This window comes from Bradyrhizobium ferriligni (assembly GCF_056837965.1).
In genome coordinates this window covers 74,618-91,897 of sequence record NZ_JBXEJO010000031.1, presented here as the reverse complement: position 1 = coordinate 91,897, position 17,280 = coordinate 74,618, and the positions used below count along the sequence as shown (strand labels likewise).

The 17,280-nt window shown below is 64.4% G+C and carries 18 protein-coding genes; 10 read left to right on the top strand and 8 right to left on the bottom strand.

Annotation, left to right across the window (positions count from 1 at the left end; all coding sequences use genetic code 11):
- Window positions 1-68: 68 nt before the first annotated feature.
- Window positions 69-788, top strand: coding sequence for an RraA family protein (locus AC1VNY_RS19845; protein WP_482406465.1), 720 nt, complete (start codon window positions 69-71; stop codon window positions 786-788).
- A 56-nt stretch (window positions 789-844) separates the two neighbouring features.
- On the opposite strand, the gene AC1VNY_RS19840 is transcribed toward AC1VNY_RS19845, so the two are convergent.
- Both AC1VNY_RS19840 and AC1VNY_RS19835 read right to left on the bottom strand, forming a co-directional pair.
- Window positions 845-1,477 carry a TerC family protein gene (locus AC1VNY_RS19840; RefSeq protein ID WP_482406464.1) on the bottom strand — a complete coding sequence of 211 codons (633 nt, stop codon included), beginning with the start codon at window positions 1,475-1,477 and terminating at the stop codon, window positions 845-847.
- Between the two features lie 178 nt (window positions 1,478-1,655).
- Window positions 1,656-1,949 carry a hypothetical protein gene (locus AC1VNY_RS19835; protein WP_028344571.1) on the bottom strand — a complete coding sequence of 98 codons (294 nt, stop codon included), beginning with the start codon at window positions 1,947-1,949 and terminating at the stop codon, window positions 1,656-1,658.
- Window positions 1,950-2,279: 330 nt separating this feature from the next.
- Between AC1VNY_RS19835 and AC1VNY_RS19830 the strand changes: the two genes are divergently transcribed.
- Complete coding sequence (locus AC1VNY_RS19830) at window positions 2,280-3,107, top strand: SDR family NAD(P)-dependent oxidoreductase (RefSeq protein WP_304499721.1); 828 nt, start codon at window positions 2,280-2,282, stop codon at window positions 3,105-3,107.
- Here AC1VNY_RS19830 and pdxR read toward each other — a convergent pair.
- Entirely contained in the window at window positions 3,085-4,539 is a 1,455-nt protein-coding gene (pdxR, locus tag AC1VNY_RS19825) for a MocR-like pyridoxine biosynthesis transcription factor PdxR (protein WP_482406463.1), read from the bottom strand. The two genes, AC1VNY_RS19830 and pdxR, sit on opposite strands and share 23 nt — an antisense overlap.
- 88 nt (window positions 4,540-4,627) lie before the next feature.
- Between pdxR and AC1VNY_RS19820 the strand changes: the two genes are divergently transcribed.
- Complete coding sequence (locus AC1VNY_RS19820; protein ID WP_057017276.1) at window positions 4,628-5,035, top strand: cupin domain-containing protein; 408 nt, start codon at window positions 4,628-4,630, stop codon at window positions 5,033-5,035.
- Window positions 5,032-5,502: a carboxymuconolactone decarboxylase family protein gene (locus AC1VNY_RS19815; protein WP_482406462.1), complete on the top strand. Its 471-nt coding sequence runs from the start codon at window positions 5,032-5,034 to the stop codon at window positions 5,500-5,502. Before AC1VNY_RS19820 ends, AC1VNY_RS19815 begins: the two co-directional genes overlap by 4 nt.
- Window positions 5,503-5,516: 14 nt before the next feature.
- On the opposite strand, the gene AC1VNY_RS19810 is transcribed toward AC1VNY_RS19815, so the two are convergent.
- A complete protein-coding gene (locus AC1VNY_RS19810) occupies window positions 5,517-6,857 on the bottom strand; it encodes an MFS transporter (RefSeq protein ID WP_482406461.1) in 1,341 nt (446 codons plus the stop codon).
- Window positions 6,858-6,949: 92 nt separating this feature from the next.
- Window positions 6,950-7,963, bottom strand: a complete 1,014-nt coding sequence (locus AC1VNY_RS19805) for a methyltransferase (protein WP_482406460.1) — start codon at window positions 7,961-7,963, stop codon at window positions 6,950-6,952.
- Between the two features lie 363 nt (window positions 7,964-8,326).
- Here AC1VNY_RS19805 and AC1VNY_RS19800 point away from each other — a divergent pair, with 363 nt between their 5' ends.
- Window positions 8,327-9,940, top strand: a complete 1,614-nt coding sequence (locus AC1VNY_RS19800; protein ID WP_482406459.1) for a winged helix-turn-helix domain-containing protein — start codon at window positions 8,327-8,329, stop codon at window positions 9,938-9,940.
- Between the two features lie 110 nt (window positions 9,941-10,050).
- On the opposite strand, the gene AC1VNY_RS19795 is transcribed toward AC1VNY_RS19800, so the two are convergent.
- The 3 genes from AC1VNY_RS19795 to AC1VNY_RS19785 form a co-directional block, all read right to left on the bottom strand.
- Window positions 10,051-10,647 carry a DUF2889 domain-containing protein gene (locus AC1VNY_RS19795; RefSeq protein WP_283062095.1) on the bottom strand — a complete coding sequence of 199 codons (597 nt, stop codon included), beginning with the start codon at window positions 10,645-10,647 and terminating at the stop codon, window positions 10,051-10,053.
- A 193-nt stretch (window positions 10,648-10,840) separates the two neighbouring features.
- On the bottom strand, window positions 10,841-12,397 hold the full coding sequence (locus AC1VNY_RS19790; protein ID WP_482406458.1) for an acyl-CoA synthetase: 1,557 nt from the start codon (window positions 12,395-12,397) through the stop codon (window positions 10,841-10,843).
- Window positions 12,327-13,121, bottom strand: a complete 795-nt coding sequence (locus tag AC1VNY_RS19785; RefSeq protein WP_482406457.1) for a TetR/AcrR family transcriptional regulator — start codon at window positions 13,119-13,121, stop codon at window positions 12,327-12,329. The genes AC1VNY_RS19790 and AC1VNY_RS19785 overlap by 71 nt, the downstream gene beginning before the upstream one ends.
- Before the next feature lie 95 nt (window positions 13,122-13,216).
- On the opposite strand from AC1VNY_RS19785, the gene AC1VNY_RS19780 reads away from it, so the two are divergent.
- The 5 genes from AC1VNY_RS19780 to AC1VNY_RS19760 are packed head-to-tail and all read left to right on the top strand — an operon-like array spanning window position 13,217 to window position 17,260.
- A complete protein-coding gene (locus AC1VNY_RS19780) occupies window positions 13,217-14,401 on the top strand; it encodes a lipid-transfer protein (protein WP_482406456.1) in 1,185 nt (394 codons plus the stop codon).
- 8 nt (window positions 14,402-14,409) lie between these two features.
- Window positions 14,410-14,865, top strand: a complete 456-nt coding sequence (locus AC1VNY_RS19775) for a MaoC family dehydratase N-terminal domain-containing protein (RefSeq protein ID WP_028344581.1) — start codon at window positions 14,410-14,412, stop codon at window positions 14,863-14,865.
- Window positions 14,862-15,266 carry a MaoC family dehydratase gene (locus AC1VNY_RS19770; RefSeq protein ID WP_482406455.1) on the top strand — a complete coding sequence of 135 codons (405 nt, stop codon included), beginning with the start codon at window positions 14,862-14,864 and terminating at the stop codon, window positions 15,264-15,266. The genes AC1VNY_RS19775 and AC1VNY_RS19770 overlap by 4 nt, the downstream gene beginning before the upstream one ends.
- Window positions 15,267-15,274: 8 nt before the next feature.
- On the top strand, window positions 15,275-16,102 hold the full coding sequence (locus AC1VNY_RS19765; protein WP_482406454.1) for an SDR family NAD(P)-dependent oxidoreductase: 828 nt from the start codon (window positions 15,275-15,277) through the stop codon (window positions 16,100-16,102).
- Window positions 16,103-16,114: 12 nt separating this feature from the next.
- Window positions 16,115-17,260, top strand: coding sequence for an acyl-CoA dehydrogenase family protein (locus AC1VNY_RS19760; protein ID WP_482406453.1), 1,146 nt, complete (start codon window positions 16,115-16,117; stop codon window positions 17,258-17,260).
- The last annotated feature ends 20 nt before the right edge of the window (window positions 17,261-17,280 follow it).

Here is a 17,280-nt window from a genome sequence, read left to right as displayed (position 1 = left end):
ATGAGATCATGATGCGTTTCCGTGGAAACGCATCATGATCTGACGCCAAAAATCAGGAGAGAAACGCCGTGACGACATCCGCTTCCGCCCCGCTTCCTGCTTCCGTCCTTGAAGCGTTGGCGCGCTACGACACGCCGACGATCTGCAACGCGATGGAGATCGTCGCGCCGGAGCGCCGTCTGATCGGCTACACCGTGAAGCCGCTGGTCTGTCCGTTCCCGACGCTGCCGCCGATGGTCGGCTACGCCCGCACCACGACGATCCGCTCGGTGCTGAAATCCGGCCTCTCGGCCGAGGAGCAGTCGAAGCGCCGCATCGAATATTACGAATATGTCGGCACCGGCTTCGGCCCGCGCATCTCTGTCATCCAGGACATCGACGGCCCGGACGTCGGCTACGGCGCATTCTGGGGCGAGGTGCAGAGCAACGTGCACAAGGCGCTCGGCTGCCTCGGCGTCATCACCGACGGTTCGATCCGCGACATCCCGCAATGGGCGCCGGGCTTCCAGGCGCTGGCCGGCTCGATCGGCCCGTCGCACGCCTGGGTGCATGCGGAGGGCTTCGGCGGCGAGGTCCGCGTCGCCGGCATGACGGTGCGATCCGACGACCTGATCCACGCCGACAGCCACGGCGCCATCGTGATCCCCTACGAGGTCGCGGCGAAGCTGCCCGAGGCCGCCGAACTCTGCGGCCGCCGCGAGACCCCGATCCTGGACATCGCGCGTTCCAAGGATTTCTCGCTCGAGAAGCTGAAGGACGCGCTGAAGCGTTCGGCGGAAATCCACTGAGCGCGCGTTGTCGATTTGCGGAACGGCGGGCCGAAGGGCCCGCCGTTTTGCTTTCGTCAGGCCGGCGCAACCTGCGCGATCTCGTTCGCCCCGCGAACCGTCATGTCGATGGCGACATAGAGGATCACGGCGAGGCCGACATAGGCGATCCAGCGGTGGTTCTGCAGCAGCCGCGCGATGAAGGAGGCGGCCGCGCCCATCATCGCGATCGAGAGCGCGAGACCGAACACCAGCACGATCGGCTGCTCCCGCGCCGCGCCCGCGACCGCCAGCACGTTGTCGAGCGACATCGAGACGTCGGCAACGATGATCTGCGTGGTGGCCTGCCACAGCGTCTTGCGCTGGCCCTTTGCGCCATCGGCATGTTCGGCCGTGGTCTCGTGCGCGTCGGCGCGCAGCTCGCGCCACATCTTCCAGCACACCCACAATAGCAGGATGCCGCCGGCCAGCAGCAGGCCGACGATCTGCATCAGCTGCGTGGTGACGAGGGCGAACAGGATGCGCAGCAGTGTCGCGGCACCGATGCCGATCAGGATCGCCTTGCCGCGCTGCTTCGCCGGCAGGCCGGCCGCGGCAAGGCCGATCACGACGGCATTGTCGCCGGCCAGCACGAGGTCGATGACGACGACTTGCAGCAATGCGCTGAGGGCGTCGAGTGAAAACAATTCGGGCGAAAATAGTTCGGACATGGTCGCATTCCCCTTGAGGTCGGGGAGCGGACCCTTTCGACGAAACCGGCTCTTGCCGTCATGCGGACGGCAAATCCACCGCGACGCCTATCCGCGTCACGGGTCGAAGCAGGGCCACTCCAACTGAGTTCCAGTCCGACATCGCAGCTTGTGGCTGCCAGAGGGGCCCGGCCTGGGATTACGGTCGTGACACCGGACGCATTGCTGCTTCTTCCTCGAAGAACAGCGCCGCCTGATCCGGTTCGCCGAGGATTGCCGCTGCGCACCCCATGAAGGTGAACGCGCCGGCAAAATCCCACAGCGTGAGGTTCGCCACGCTTGTGCGCACGTGGATCACGCGCGCCGCAATCGCGGTAATGGCTGCCTGGACGAACAACAACAGGCTGAGCACGGGCAGCACGAGTGCGGGCTCAACCAGACGGAGCGTCAGGACGATCGGCAGCGCGGTCAGCGCGCCGAACAACAGCAGCATGCCGAACGGCTCCAGCGAGGGAGTCTTTCGCAAGATCCTGTCTGGAATGGTCGAGGACATTCCGGTCCTTTGCCGATCTTGTGCCGATCCTGGCTTGTCGTTCACGTCGAGGATATCAGAACACGATCTCCCTGAGGCGCGACGCGGCGCCGCGCGACCGCCGGCCGCGCGACAAGATGTACGTATGCGGTTCCGGAGAAGGCCCGTGCCCGGGGTGACTTTTTTGGCGCCGTTTTGGCGCCGCCGGCGCGGTGGCATGCCATGGCAAAGTCCGCGCGGCCCCTTTATCTTTGCTGACAGCGCTGGGCGAACGATCGAAAGGCAATTTCGATGAATATGGCAGGCAAGACGGTGCTGATCACCGGTTCCACCGACGGCGTCGGCCGTTACGTCGCGATGAAGCTGGCGTCGGCCGGCGCCCGGGTCCTGATCCACGGCCGCGATACCAAGCGGGCGCAGACGCTCGCCGACGAGATCAAGCGCCTCAGCGGCCGCGAGCCGATGTTCTACCAGGCCGATCTGTCCTCGCTCGCCGAGGTCCGCGAGTTCGCCCAGCTTGTGCTCGACGACCAGGAGCGCCTCGATGTGTTCGTCAGCAACGCCGGCATCGGTTCGCAAAACGAGGGGCCGGCGCGGCAGACCAGCAAGGACGGCCACGAGCTGCGCTTCGCGGTCAACTATCTCGCCGGCTTCCTGCTCGCGCATCTGTTGCTGCCGCGGCTCAAGGCGAGCACGCCGGCGCGCATCGTCAATGTCGCGTCACTCGGCCAGCACCCGATCGATTTCGGCGATGTGATGATCACGAAGAACTACAACGGCGCGCGCGCCTATGCGCAGAGCAAGCTGTCGCAGATCATGTTCACCATCGACCTGGCCGCGGAGCTCGAAGGCTCCGGCGTGACCGTTAACTCGCTGCACCCCGCGACCTATATGAACACCACGATGGTGCGCGCCAGCGGCGCGACGCCGATCTCGACCGTCGAGCAGGGCGGTGATGCCATCCTGCGTCTGGTCCAGGATGACGATGTGGCAGGCCGGAGCGGGCTGTTCTTCGACGGCAAGCGCGAGGCGCGGGCCCATGCCCAGGCCTATGACGCCGAGGCGCGCAAGCGGCTCAAGGCGTTGAGTCTTACGCTCACCGGGTTGCGGGCTTCCTGATCCGGCGCGGCGCCGGCGCCTCTTGGATGCGACCTTGGGCGCGGATCGCCTCGAACAGGCGCTTGCATGCGGCCGGAACGCCGCGATCCGGCACCGTTGCAATGCCGAGCAAGAGACCCGGCTGCGCGTGCTTCGGTGAAACATACCAGGGCGACAGCGGGGCGGGCGCCAGCCCGTGCGCGAGCAGTGCTCGGGCGATCTCGACATCGACGGTCTTGTCCGGCAGCGTCAGCATGACCGCGAGGCCGGCAACCCGCACGTCGTTGCTCCAGCTCCGTAGCGCCGTCGTCAGCGCATCGCGCCTGTCGCAATAGGCCCGCTTGGTTCGCCTGAGATGGCGGATGTAGTGGCCGTCGCGCATGAACTCGGCGGTCGACAGCTGCACCGCCGGGCCGGGAGCAGGGACCAGGCACGTCGCGACATCGGCGAACTGCGCCGCCAATGGCTCCGGAGCAACCAGGAAGCCGAGGCGAAGCGTCGGCGAGATCGTCTTGCTGAAGGAGCCGAGATGGATCACCCGGCCGGCGCGGTCGAGCGAGGCAAGCGCCGGCGCGGCACGGCCGTCGAGCTGCAACTCGCCGAGATAGTCGTCCTCGATGATGAAGGCTCCGGTTTGCGCGGCCCAGTCGAGCAGCTGCGCGCGACGTTTCGGCGACAGCGGCGGGCCGAGCGGCGCCTGCTGGCCCGGCGTCACAACCGCGAGTGCCGCGTCGGGGGCATGCTTGAGGCCGTACTCGACATCGACGCCATTGGCATCGACTGATATCGGGACGACCTCCAGCCGCGCGAGCTCGAGGCCCTTTCGCGTCAATGGAAATCCCGGTTCTTCCATCCATACGCGGCGGCCTTCGAGGCCGAGCACGCGCAGCGCGAGGCCGAGTCCGCCGCTGAATCCCGAGGTGATGACGATCTGCGCGGGCGAGCATTCGAGCCCGCGCGCGATCGCGAGGTGCGCCGCGATCTCCCGTCGCAATTCGAGCTCGCCGCGCGGATCGATGGTGCGCGTCACCGCGCTCAATTCCGCCCGGACGGCGCGCGCGCGGATTCGCGCCAGCAGCTTGGCGGGGAGGCTATCCTGCGCGGGGACGCCCATCCGGAAGTGTCCCTGACCGCTCAGATCTCTAAACATCTCCACGACCGATCCGGGAACGACCGGCGCATCGGGCTTGGCGGCCTTCCGTGGCCGCCTCGCGACGGTGGTGCCGCCCGCCTTCGACGACACGATGTGCTGGGCGTCCGACAGCTTGTCGTAGGCTGCCCGCACGGTGCCGCGCGCAACGCCGAGCTGCGCGGCGAGGTCAAGCCAGGAGGGCAGCCGGGCGCCCGGCACCAGCACGCCATTGTCGATCGCCGCCGCGATCGCCTTGCGGATCTGCTCGGAGAGCGGCGTTCTGGCCGACCGGTCGAGCGCGATGGGAAGCGGGTTGGGCATGGCTCGTGGTACACCAATTCGGTTCATTCTTGGTGCTTCTTTTTGGCCATGCGTGCCCGCATCTATCCGTTAGCAATGGAGGCACGAGATGAAGACCTTGATGACGACGCTGCTGGCCTGCGCCGCGCTTGCGACCCCGGCGATGGCGCAATCGGTGACGCCGAAATTCGAGCATATGATCACGAACATTCCCGGCAAGTCGCTGATCGCGGTCGAAGTCAACTTCCCGCCCGGCGAGCCCTCGGCGCCGCATCATCACGCCAAATCGGCGTTTCTCTATGTCTACGTGCTCCAGGGCGCGATCGAGAGCCAGCTCGAGGGCGAGGCCGCGCACATCTATCGGGCCGGCGACAGCTTCTTCGAGCCGCCCGGCGCGCATCATGTGCTCGGGCGCAACGCCAGCGCGACCGAACCGGCAAAGCTGCTTGCGGTGTTCGTCGTCGACAGCAACGACAAGGCGCTGACCGTCTTCGACAAGGAAGGACACAAGCAATGAGCATGCGGATCGACTACAACAAGGTCGCGCCCGCGGGCATCAAGGCGCTCGGCGGCGTCTATGGCTACATCACGCAAAGCGGCCTTTCCGCGCAGCTCGTCGAACTGGTCTATCTGCGGATATCGCAGATCAATGGCTGCGCCTATTGTCTCGACATGCACACCCGCTCACTGCAGAAGATGGGCGTCAAGGTCGAGAAGCTGGCGCTGCTGCAGGTCTGGCGCGAGGCGGAGGCGTTGTTCGACGATCAGGAGCGCGCCGCATTGGCCTGGGCCGAAACCGTCACCCGCGTGGCGGAGACCGCGGTCCCGGACGACGCGTATGAAGCGGCGCGCGCCGTGTTCAGCGAGAAGCAGCTGGTCGACCTGACCATCGCGATCGGTCTGATGAACACCTACAACCGGATCGCGATCGGCTTCCGCAACCCGCCGCAGGCCGTGGTCGAGCATTCCGCAGCGGCGGCTTGAACTTGGCTGGATGGTCAACTCCTCGACAGGAGCAACTCATTTGTTGCGGGCCGCATGCTCAGCAGCAGGAGTGCGCCGGAGAGCAAGTACAGCGCCATGACGAAGTACATGCCATAGATGTTGTCGCCGGTGTTCCGCACGATGAACCCCGTGATCGACGGGCTTACCGCCGGACCGAGGTTTCCGAGGCTGGTGACGAGGGCAAGGCCGCCGGCCGCCACGCCTGCTGAGAGATACTCGCTGGTCAATGCATAAAAGAGCGGCGGCGCTGACACAAACCCGATGACGGCGAAGGAGAGAGCCAGGATCGAACCAACAAAAGTGCCGTGGAGCAACATGAGAAAGAACAAGCCGCCGGCGGCAATCGTGACGCAGGTCGCATAGTGCCAGCGGCGCTCATGCCGCTTGTCCGAATGACGACCGATCAGGATCATGCAGACGATACCCGCGGCGTTGGCCACTGCGTGATAGACGCCGACCAGTAGCGGATCCTTCACTCCCCAGCTATGGATCAGGGTCGGCATCCAGAATACCATCGTGTAGTTGGCGCCCAGCAGACAAAAACAGGCCAGCGACAACAGGTAGACCTTCGGGTCTCGCAGCAGCTGCCGGAACGTCCCCGAGGTTGCCTTCACGATGTTCTCTTCGTCATGCTGTAAAGCATCGTCCAGCAGCGCCTTCTCTCCCTTCGAGAGCCACGCGGCCTGGAACGGCTTGTCCTTGAGCAGGTAATACACGAGAACGCCGAGGATTGGCGCGGGCAGCCCCTGGATCAGAAACAGCCATTGCCAGCCGTAAAGACCGCTGACGCCGTCGGAATACTTCAGTATCGAACCACACAGCGGACCAGCGATGAACATCACAATGGGGGGCGCCGACGCGAGGATCGCGATGACCTGCCCGCGCCTCACCGACGGGTACCAGTACGTCAAATACAGCAGCACGCCCGGGGCGAAGCCGGCCTCAAAGACACCAAGGAAGAACCTCGCCGCATAGAACTGGAGCGGCGTCGATACGAACATCATGGCGGTCGCCGCCAATCCCCAGAGCACCATGATCCGCAACAGGGTCTTGCGCGCGCCGATCCTTTCCAGAAGAAGATTGCTGGGCACCTCAAACAGGAAATATCCGACGAAGAAGATGCCCGCGCCGAGCCCGTAGACTGCATCATCGAACGGCAGTGTCTGCTTCATCTGAAGTTGTGCAAAGCCGATATTGATGCGGTCGAGAAAGGCGACCATGCTGGCGATCAGCAGCAAAGGTATAAGGCGCCAGTCGACCTTGGCGAACACGGCCTTGTACGCCGGGTTCTCTAATATGGGCGACGACGACTTGCTTGCAGCAGGCAGATGCATTCCTGTTCCTTCCAAAGTATGCTTTTGCCTATGATGTCCTTCGAACCAGTCGCTGCTCCATTGCGCGGGAGTAATGGTCTGACCTCGAAAGCTCAGGCGACCTTTGCCTCGATGACGCTGAGACGCCCGGCCGGATAGGTCGCGGTGTGAGTAAAGCCGGATTCGCGAAACAGCCAAGCGTACTGCTTTTCCGTTCTTTCGAGACCGCCAGGCCCGCGAAGCATGAGCAGATCGGTCAGCGTCTGTTCCCTGTGCGCATCGCTTACGCTCGGGAATTCCGGCATGATCCGTTCGATAAGCAGGAGCACGCCACCTCCGGGGAGCGCCCTTCGACAGTTTGCGAGGATGACCATGCTGCGCTCATCGCTCCAATCGTGAATGATGTTCTTCATGACGATGGCATCCGCGATCGATGGAATCGTCTGAAAGAAATCGCCGGCCATGAATTCGACGCGGTCACTGAGCCCGCTGCGCCTCAGGTGGCCAGTCGCGGATTCGGCGCAGCGCGGAAGGTCGAAAATGGTCCCTCGGATGTGCGGATGTTGCCCGGCTATGGCGCCAACGAGTTCGCCGGAGCCGCCGCCGACATCCATGAGATGAGCGAACGCACCGAAGTCGTAGGCCCCCAGGATATCCGGAATCGCCAGACGCGTCCCCTCCATCATCGCTGCGTTGAATATGCTGACCATCTCCGGATCGCGCGCCATCAGATCAAAGCTGTTTTCATGGCCAAGCAGTTGCGCGGCGGTCTTGCCCGTCATGATCGAGTCCAGCAACCCGGTCCACGATTCGGTCAGGAACTGGCCTTCAAAGATCGTCCAGTTCTTGAGGGACTGGGTTGCGGCCCCATCAAGGCAAGCCCCCAGTTCGGTCAATGCGTATTGCTCTTCAGCGACCGTGCAAATGCCTATGGTCGAAAGCGCGGTCAGCAGGCGGCGGAGCGCCTGCTTGTTCGCGCCGGTCGCCTCAACGAGTTCGCCAAGGGGCCGCGATCTATCGCGCAGGAACTCAGCGATCCCCAGCTTCGCGGCGACATAGATGACCGCGGTCACGCGCTGCGACTGAATAAGGTGCAGCAATCTTGCGGATGCGTGGATAGAGGACATCGATCATTCCCTCTCATGCTGCTCGTTGGTGCCGGTCCAGCGCTCCCGGGCAAACCTGCTCAGGCTGCGGCGCGCTGTGCGGCATCGATTGGCCGATCCTGATCTCGGTGTCGGTGACGCCGGGGCCGCATCGCTGGTCCGTCCCCGCAACCGGGGAAGGGTTGAAACCTGAAATACTTAGCGCAGTATGGATGACAGAACTGATCATGGAGGCCTGCCTGGCGCTGACCGCTTTTGGTGGATCGCTGCTCGGGACGGTTTTGCTATCCCGCGCCGCAAGATGATGCTGTACAATTGCCGCCAGGTCCCGAAACCTCGCCGATATTCTGCCGATATTTTCCGAAATGGCCCAACGAGGCGTTCTTGCTTAAGTCATCGCAGCCTTCGATTGTGATCGGCGACCGGACCTTGGACCTGGCCCGCGAATTGCTGCTCGACGCGCGCGGCGACATCGTGCCGTTGCGTCCTCAAGCCTGGGCGGTGCTGCGGCTCCTCGCGCAACGCGTCGGGCGCCTGGTGCATAAGGACGAGATATTGGATGAGGTCTGGTCGGACTGCGAGGTCACGGAAGACTCGCTTGTCCAGGCCATCGGCGACATCAGGCAGGCCTTGGGAGAGGCAGGCCGATTGGCCTTGAGAACCTTGCCTCGCCGCGGCTACATGCTGGTCGTGGATGGCGAGCAGGCCGACCGCCCGGCTTCTGCCAGCGTCACGACCTCGTCGATGCCGGACAACGCCGGAAAGCCAGCGGGTTCATCTTCGATCCCGCACCTGTCCATTGTTGTTCTACCATTCACAAATATTGGCGGCGATCTGGAGCAGGAATATTTTGTCGATGGCGTGACTCACAGTCTGACTACCGACCTGTCGCGCATCGCCGGTGCGTTCGTCATCGGCCGGGGCACCGCGTTCACCTTCAAGGGCAAGGCGGTGGACGTGAGGGAGATCGGCCGCGAATTGAATGTTCGTTACGCGCTGGAAGGGTCGGTGCAACGCGGCGGCAACCGCTTTCGCCTGAACGTTCAGTTGACTGACACGGAAACCGGAGCCCATGTGTGGGCCGAGCGCTTCGACAAGCCCGCTGCCGACTTGTTGGACATGCAGGATGAGATCGTATCCCGGCTCGCCAATACGTTGAACGCCGAGCTTATCAAGGCCGAAGCACGACGGGCAGAACGGTTGCCCCAGCCGGACGCGATGGATCTCTATTTTCAGGGCAGGGCTGTCCTGAATAAAGGAATAGCGCCTGCAGTTATGGCGCGAGCAAGGGATTTCTTCATGCGCGCCCTCGCGCTTGATCCCGACAATATTGAAGCAGCGGTTGCCGCGGCTCAGGTCGATTTTGCGATCGGTTCTTCCTCCATGGCCGATGACGGACCGGCATATTTCAGGGCCGCGGAGAAGGCGCTGAATGGCGTGTTGTTGCGTGCGCCCAATCACCCCCGAGCCCACATGTTGCTCGGCGCGGTTCAAATTCGGACACACCGCGCTGCAAAGGGTATCGCTGAATGTCGCCAGGCGCTGGCGCTCGATCGGAATTTGGCCGATGCGCATGGGTTCATTGGCCTCGGGAAGCATGCGCTGGGGCGTGGTGAGGAAGTCGAGGGGCATATTCAAGAGGCGTTACGACTGTCCCCTCGCGATACGCGTGCCTTTCTCTGGATCATGGTTGTCGGGATGGCCAAGTTGATGTCCTGCACCAACGCAGACCTCGAGGCGCTGGACTGGCTTCGCCGGAGCATTGAGGCTAATCCCAATTTTGCGCTCGCTCACTTTCACTTGGCTGGCGCGTTGGCCATGATGGGAGACCTCGAGGAAGCACGATCCAGTGCCAAAGCCGGACTGGCACTCGATCCCAACTTCAGCATTCGTCGATACGACGTCAATGTCGTCTTCCTGTCCGACAATCCGGTATGGCTCGCCAAGCGTAAGCGCTTTTATGAGGGAATGCGCATGGCCGGCGTGCCGGAGAGCTAGTGCCGCGTTCGATCATCTGCGTGAATGGGATAAAGCTGCGACGAGGAGCTGCATTTGAGCTCCAGCAGCGGCGCACCATGCACTCGCCTTGGCCAGCGGCGGGGCACCGCTCACGAACTGTGCTTCGCCTCGGTCGACTTCTGCGCGAACTGCGGAAAGGTCTCGGCCACGACAGGCCCATCCAGCCGCCATGAATAGCAGCCGCCGACGAAGAACGGCGGCTCGGTAACATCGCGCTGGTGATCGAGCGCACCGCGGCCCTGCGGATCCTTGCCGGAGGTTGCGGTCTGGAACAGCGTCGTCACCGCCGGTCCCAGGAGCTCGGCGAGATGGGTGCAGGTTTCGAGCCTGCCGATCTTGCGACGGACCAGTTCGCGCCAGCCCTTGCCGATGCGTTCGCCGACCAGGCGCTGCAAGATGCCCTCGACGTCGAGGCAGGACGGGTAGGGCGTCGAGGCCATCGTGGTGCCGGTCTCGCGGATCGTAAAACTGTCGTCGACCGCGAGCCGGAGGCGGATGTCGTGCACGGGATCGTCGGGCTGCTGCAGCCCGCGATGCTTGTCCTGTCGGGCATAGGGTTTGGTGTCGACCAGCCGCGCCTCGACTTCCCACAATCCGTCGTCACGGAGATAGCCGAGACATTCGACGGAGCGGCGGTGCATCAGGCGGCGGGGCTTGCCGTTGGTATTGGTATCGGGTGCGGACATCGGAACTCGCTGGATTGAATCTCGAACCGATCCAATCGGCCGTGCGCTCCGATGTCAACGCTCGCGGTCGAATGGCGTCATGAGACGTCGTCATTCCGGGATGGCGCTTAGCGCCAGACCCGGAATCTCGAGATTCCGGGTTCGATGCTTCGCATCGCCTCGGAATGCCGGGGGTGACGTTGAGAGCTGTCCCTCAGCTCACCCGCCGTTCGCGGTTCTCCCAATACGGCTTGCGCAGCTCGCGCTTTAAAATCTTGCCGGCGCCGGAGAGCGGCAGCAGCGTCGCGGTGATGTCGACGCTGCGCGGGCATTTGTAGCCGGCGATCAGCACCTTGCAGTGCTCCATCAGCTCTTCCGGCGTGGCGCTGGCGCCGCTCTTCATCACCACGACGGCGTGAACCTGCTCGCCCCAGCGTTCGCTCGGGATCCCGATCACGGCGCATTGCGCCACCGCCGCGTGCTGGGCGAGGGCGTTCTCGACCTCGGCCGAATAGACGTTCTCGCCGCCGGAAATGATCATATCCTTGACGCGATCGACGACGTAGACGAAGCCGTCCTCGTCCATGTAGCCGCCATCGCCGGTGTGCATCCAGCCGTCGATCACGGCACGCGCGGTCTCCTCCGGACGCTCCCAATAACCCATCATCACGACGTCGCCGCGCACGGCGATCTCTCCGACGGTGCCCAGGGGCACCACCTTGTCCTCGGCGTCGACGATCTTGACCTCGCAGCCGAGCGTCGCCCGGCCGGCGCCGCGGTGCCGGCCCTTGGCGCGACCGTCGCCGATATGCTCCTTCCAGTGCAGCAGGGTCGCGATCGGCGACAGCTCGGTCATGCCGTAGGCTTGCGTGAACTCGACATGCGGCAGCGCCTTCATGGCGCGCATCAGCACGGCGTCGCTGATCACGGAGGCGCCGTAGGAGATCCGCTTCAAGGACGACAGGTCGTAATTGCCGAGCGTCGGGTGGTCGACGAACATCTGGATCATGGTCGGCACCAGCAGCACGTCGGTGATGCGCTCCTTCTGCACCGCCGCTGCGACGCCGTCAGGCGTAAAGCCCTGGATCACGACGTTGGATCCTCCGGACAGCAGCACCGAATACATCGCCGCGCCATTGGCGAGGTGGAACATCGGCGCCGCATGCAGATAGATCGTGCTGCTCGGCCACAGGCCTTCGCCGAGCGCGTTGAGCGCGTTGGCCATCAGATTGCCGTGGCTCAGCATCACGCCCTTGGAGCGGCCGGTGGTGCCGCCGGTGTAGAAGATGCCGGCAAGGTCGTCACGGCCGCGCATGGCATCTGCCATCGGCGCGCTGCGCGCGATCAGCGTCTCGTAATTCTCCATGCCGGCGGGCGTCTCGCCCTCGTCGGCATAGACCAGCTTGAGGCCGGGGATGGCGCCTGCCAGCGCAGTGCCGACCGGCGCAAACGCCTTGTCGACGAACAGGATCGTTGCGCGGCAGTCGCGCAGCGCGTCCTCGTTCTCGATCGGAGACCAGCGGATGTTGAGCGGCACGATCACGGCGCCGGCCCAGCCGACCGCGAGGTAGAGCTCGAGATAGCGGTCGGAGTTCAACGACAGGATCGCGACGCGGTCGCCGTCCTGGGCGCCGAGGCCGCGGATCGCGGCGGCGAGGCGGGCGACGCGGTCGCCGACCTCACGCCAGTTGCACCGCCGCTCACCGCAGACGACTGCGAGCCCGTTTGGATTGACCTGCAGCGCGCGCCGCAGTCCGTGTGTGATGTTCACTCGTCTCCTCCCTTGATGCGTTTCCCTTGCGAGGCGGTTTGTCCGCCTTCTCATGCGCCGTTGTCTTGCGCGTTGATGTCGTTTGCGTTGTTGTTTTGGCGATGCCTTCGGTGAGACGGATCGCGAATTCCTCAGCGACGGCACGTCCGCTCAGTTCGCCGCCCGGCTGGAACCAGTGGCCGATCCAGTTCAGCGAACCGGCAATGGCGAACGCCGCGAGCTTCGGGTCGCACGGTTTCACCGAACCGTCTTCGACGCCCTGTGCGATATAGTCGCGGAAGGCGCGGTCGATCCGCCGCTTGGCAGTCTGCACGATCTTGCGGTTGTCCTCGCTGAGATCGCGGATGTCGAAGCGGACCAGGCTCTTGCCGTAATCCGCGGTCATCAGCTCGGCATAGCGGACGGTGAGCTTGCGCAGCTTGTCGAGCCCCGAGCCGCCGCCGGCCGACGTCTCGGCGATGCATTCGTCGACCAGCTCATTGCCGATCGACCAGCACTCGAACAGGATCTCGTCCTTGCCGCGGAAGTAGTTGTAGAGCGCGGGCTTGGTGATGTTGAGCCGCTTGGCGACGTCGTTCAGCGTGGCGCGGTGATAACCCTGTTCGAGGAACAGGGCGACGGCCGTGCGCAGCACCGCCTCGCGCTTCTCGTCGCGGGCGCGGCGCCGGCTTTCGAACGGCAGCCAGGGCGACTCGTTGCTGGAAGAGGGAGAGCTGGCGTCCATCGCGTGGGGTGCTGTCGCATTGACTCCGGAAGATCGCCCGTATATTACCCATGGGTAATAAATAGTCCAGTGGGTAATTTCCGGGAGGACACGCGATGACGTCACGCACCTATGTTGCCGGGGTCGGCATGATCCCGTTCGTCAAGCCAGGCGCCAATGCGCCGTATCACGTGATGGGCGCCGAGGCGGCGAAGCTGGCGCTCGCCGATGCCGGCCTCGACTACGGCCGTGTGCAGCAGGTCTATGTCGGCTATGTCTATGGCGACTCCACCTGCGGGCAGCGCGCGCTCTATCCGATCGGCATGACCGGCATCCCGATCGTCAACGTCAACAACAACTGCTCGACCGGCTCGACCGCGCTGTTCCTGGCGCGGCAGGCGATCGAGTCAGGCGCCGCCGATTGCGTGATGGCGCTCGGCTTCGAGCAGATGAAGCCCGGCGCGCTCGGCGCCGTGTTCACCGATCGTCCCAGCGCGTTCGACGATTTCGACGCCGCGGCCGACAAGCTGGTCGACGCGCCCGGCGTGCCGCTGGCGCTGCGCTATTTCGGCGGCGCCGGCCTCAGCCACATGAAGAAATACGGCACGCCGCTCTCCGCCTTTGCAAAAGTGCGCGCCAAGGCGAGCCGGCATGCCAAGAACAATCCGCTGGCGCTGTTCCGGAAAGAGGTCACCGCCGACGACGTGATGAACGACCAGGTGATCTGGCCCGGCGTGATGACGCGGCTGATGGCGTGCCCGCCGACCTGCGGCGGCGCCGCCGCAATCCTGGTCTCGGAGAAATTCGCCGACCAGCGCGGCCTCAACAAGCAGGTCCGCATCGCGGCGCAGGCGATGACGACCGACACGCCGTCGACCTTCGGTGCGTCAGACATGATGCAGGTGGTCGGCTACGACATGGCGCGCGATGCCGCGCGCAAAGTCTATGAGGCCGCCGGCATCGGGCCCGATGATCTCGACGTTGTCGAACTGCACGACTGCTTCGCGCACAACGAGCTGATCACCTATGAGGGGCTTGGCCTGTGCGGCGAGGGCGAGGCTGCGAAATTCATCGACGACGGCGACAACTCCTATGGCGGCAGGATCGTCACCAACCCGTCCGGCGGGCTGCTGTCGAAGGGCCATCCGCTCGGCGCCACCGGGCTTGCGCAATGCTATGAGCTGACGCGGCAGCTGCGCGGCACCGCTGCGGCGACGCAGGTGGAGGGCGCGCGGATCGGCTTGCAGCACAATCTCGGCCTCGGCGGCGCCTGCGTCGTGACGCTCTACGAACGCGCCTGAGGCCGCCCATGGTCGATCAATCCGCTGTCGGGCGTACATTCACGCCCGTGACCGCGCGCGTGGAGCCGGGGCGCCTGCGCTTCTTCCTCGATACGCTCGGTGAGACGAATGCCGTCTATCGCGACGAGACGGCCGCGCAGGCGGCTGGCTTCACGGCGGCACCGGTGCCGCCGACCTATCTGTTCTGCCTCGAGATGATGGATGCACCTGACCCGTTCGAGTTCCTCACGGCGCTCGACATCGATCTGGCCCGCGTGCTGCACGGCGAGCAGCGCTTCGACTATCACGCGCCCGTGGTCGTCGGCGACACGCTGACGTTCCGCCCGCGCGTCACTGGCGTGACCGACAAGAAGGGCGGGGCGATGACGCTGATCGTGGTCGACACGCCGGTCACCAACCAGAACGGCGTCCATGTCGCCGATGTCTCGCGCACCGTCGTGGTGCGCAATGCGAGGCCGTCATGAGCAGTTCTCCAGCGGTCGGCGATATCATCGTCTACAAGAAGTTTCCGCCGATCACCCGCCATCGCCTCGCGCTGTATTGCGGCGCCTCCGGCGATCACAACCCGATCCATGTCGATATCGACTTCGCGAAGGCGGCCGGCTTTCCTGACGTGTTCGCGCACGGCATGCTGGTGATGGGCTATCTCGGCCAGGCGCTGACCGACGCGGTGGCGCCGTCGCGCATCCGCTCGTTCTCGACCCGCTTTGCCGCGATCACCCAGCTCGGCGCGCAATTGACCTGCGAGGGCACGGTGACCGAACTGATCGAGCAGGGCGGTGAGAAGCGCGCAAAGCTCGCGCTGACGACGAAGGATCAGAACGGCGAGATCAAGCTCGCCGGGGAAGCCATTATCGCGCTCTAGGAGAGATCATGTCGAAACTGCAAGGCAAAGTCGCGCTCGTCTCAGGATCCGGCCGCGGCATCGGGCGCGCGATCGCGCTGAAGCTCGCCAGCGAGGGCGCACGCGTCGTGGTCAACGATCTCGATGCCGAGCCGGGCGATGCGGTCGTCGCCGAGATCAAGGCCATGGGCGGCGAGGCGATCGCGGTCAATGGCAGCGTGACCGAAGCCGGCTTTGCCGATCGCTTCGTAGGCAGCGCGATCGATCGGTTCGGCGGCCTCGACATCATCGTCAACAATGCCGGCTACACCTGGGACTCGACGATCCAGAAGATGAGCGACGAGCAGTTCCAGGCGATGCTCGACGTCCATCTGGTCGCGCCGTTCCGCATCATGCGCGCGGCGTCGGAGCCGATCCGGGTGATGGCGAAGAGGGAGGCCGAAGCGGGCCGCGAGGTGTTCCGCAAGGTCGTCAACATCTCCTCGATCGCGGGCCTCTACGGCAATGCCGGGCAGGCGAGCTATTCGTCCGCCAAAGCCTCGCTGATCGGGCTGACGCGCACGATGTGCAAGGAGTGGGGCCGCTACAAGGTCAACGTCAATTGCGTCGCGTTCGGCCTGATCAATACCCGCCTGACCCAGCCGATCGAGAGCCAGCAGAAGACCATCGACGTCGCCGGCCGCGACATCAAGGTCGGCGTCCAGCCGCAGATGCTGGAAGCGATGGGCCGCATGATCCCGCTCGGCCGCGGCGGCACGCCGGAGGAGGCAGCCGATGCGGTCTATCTGTTCTGCGCTCCGGAATCGAACTACATCAGTGGTCAGGTGATCGTCGCCGGCGGCGGTCTGCTGATTTAATACGAGGGCAGAATGCACTACCGATCATCCTGGATGACCGAGGAGCTGGACACCTTCCGTGACCAGTTCCGCAAATTCCTCGCCAAGGATCTGGCGCCGCACGCCGAAAAATGGCGCGAGCAGAAGCTGGTCGACCGCTCAGCCTGGCGCGCGCTCGGCGAAATGGGCGCGTTGCTGCCGAGCGTGCCCGAGGCCTATGGCGGCTTAGGGGCCAGCTTCGCCTATGACGCCGCCGTGCTCGATGACCTCGAGAGCACGGTGCCGGAACTGACCACCGGCGTCTCCGTGCACAGCGCGATCGTCGCGCATTACATCGTCAACTACGGCTCGGAGGAGCAGAAGAAACGCTGGCTGCCGAAGATGGCGTCGGGCGAGATGGTCGGCGCCATCGCGATGACCGAGCCCGGCACCGGCTCCGATCTGCAAGCCGTCAAGACCACGGCGAAGAAGCAGGGCAATTCCTACGTCATCAACGGCCAGAAGACATTTATCACCAACGGCCAGGCCGCGGATCTCGTCATCGTGGTGGCGCGGACCGGGGCTCTGGGCGCCAAGGGCATCTCGCTGATTGTCGTTGAAACCGAGGGCGCCGAGGGCTACCGCCGCGGGCGCAACCTCGACAAGATCGGGCTGCACGCATCAGACACGTCGGAGCTGTTCTTCGACAACGTCACGGTGCCGCCGGAAAACCTGCTCGGGGCCGAGGAGGGCAACGGATTCGTGCAGCTGATGCAGCAATTGCCGCAGGAGCGGCTGTCGCTCGCGATCGGCGCGGTCGCCTCGATGGAGCGCGCGGTCAGGATCACCGCCGAATACACCAAGGAGCGCACTGCGTTCGGCAAGCCGCTGCTTGAATTCCAGAACACCGCCTTCAAGCTCGCCGAGCGCAAGACCGAGGCGATGATCGCCCGCGTGTTCGTCGACTGGTGCGTCGAGCGCCTGGTCGCCGGCGACCTCGACACCGTGACGGCGTCGATGGCGAAATGGTGGTGCTCGCAGAAGCAGGTCGAGACCGCCGACGAATGCCTGCAGCTGCATGGGGGCTACGGCTACATGCAGGAATATCCGATCTCGCGCATGTTCATCGATTCCCGGATCCAGAAGATCTATGGCGGCACCAACGAGATCATGAAGCTCCTGATCGCGCGCTCGCTGTAGGCAAGCGCGCGATCCGGCGA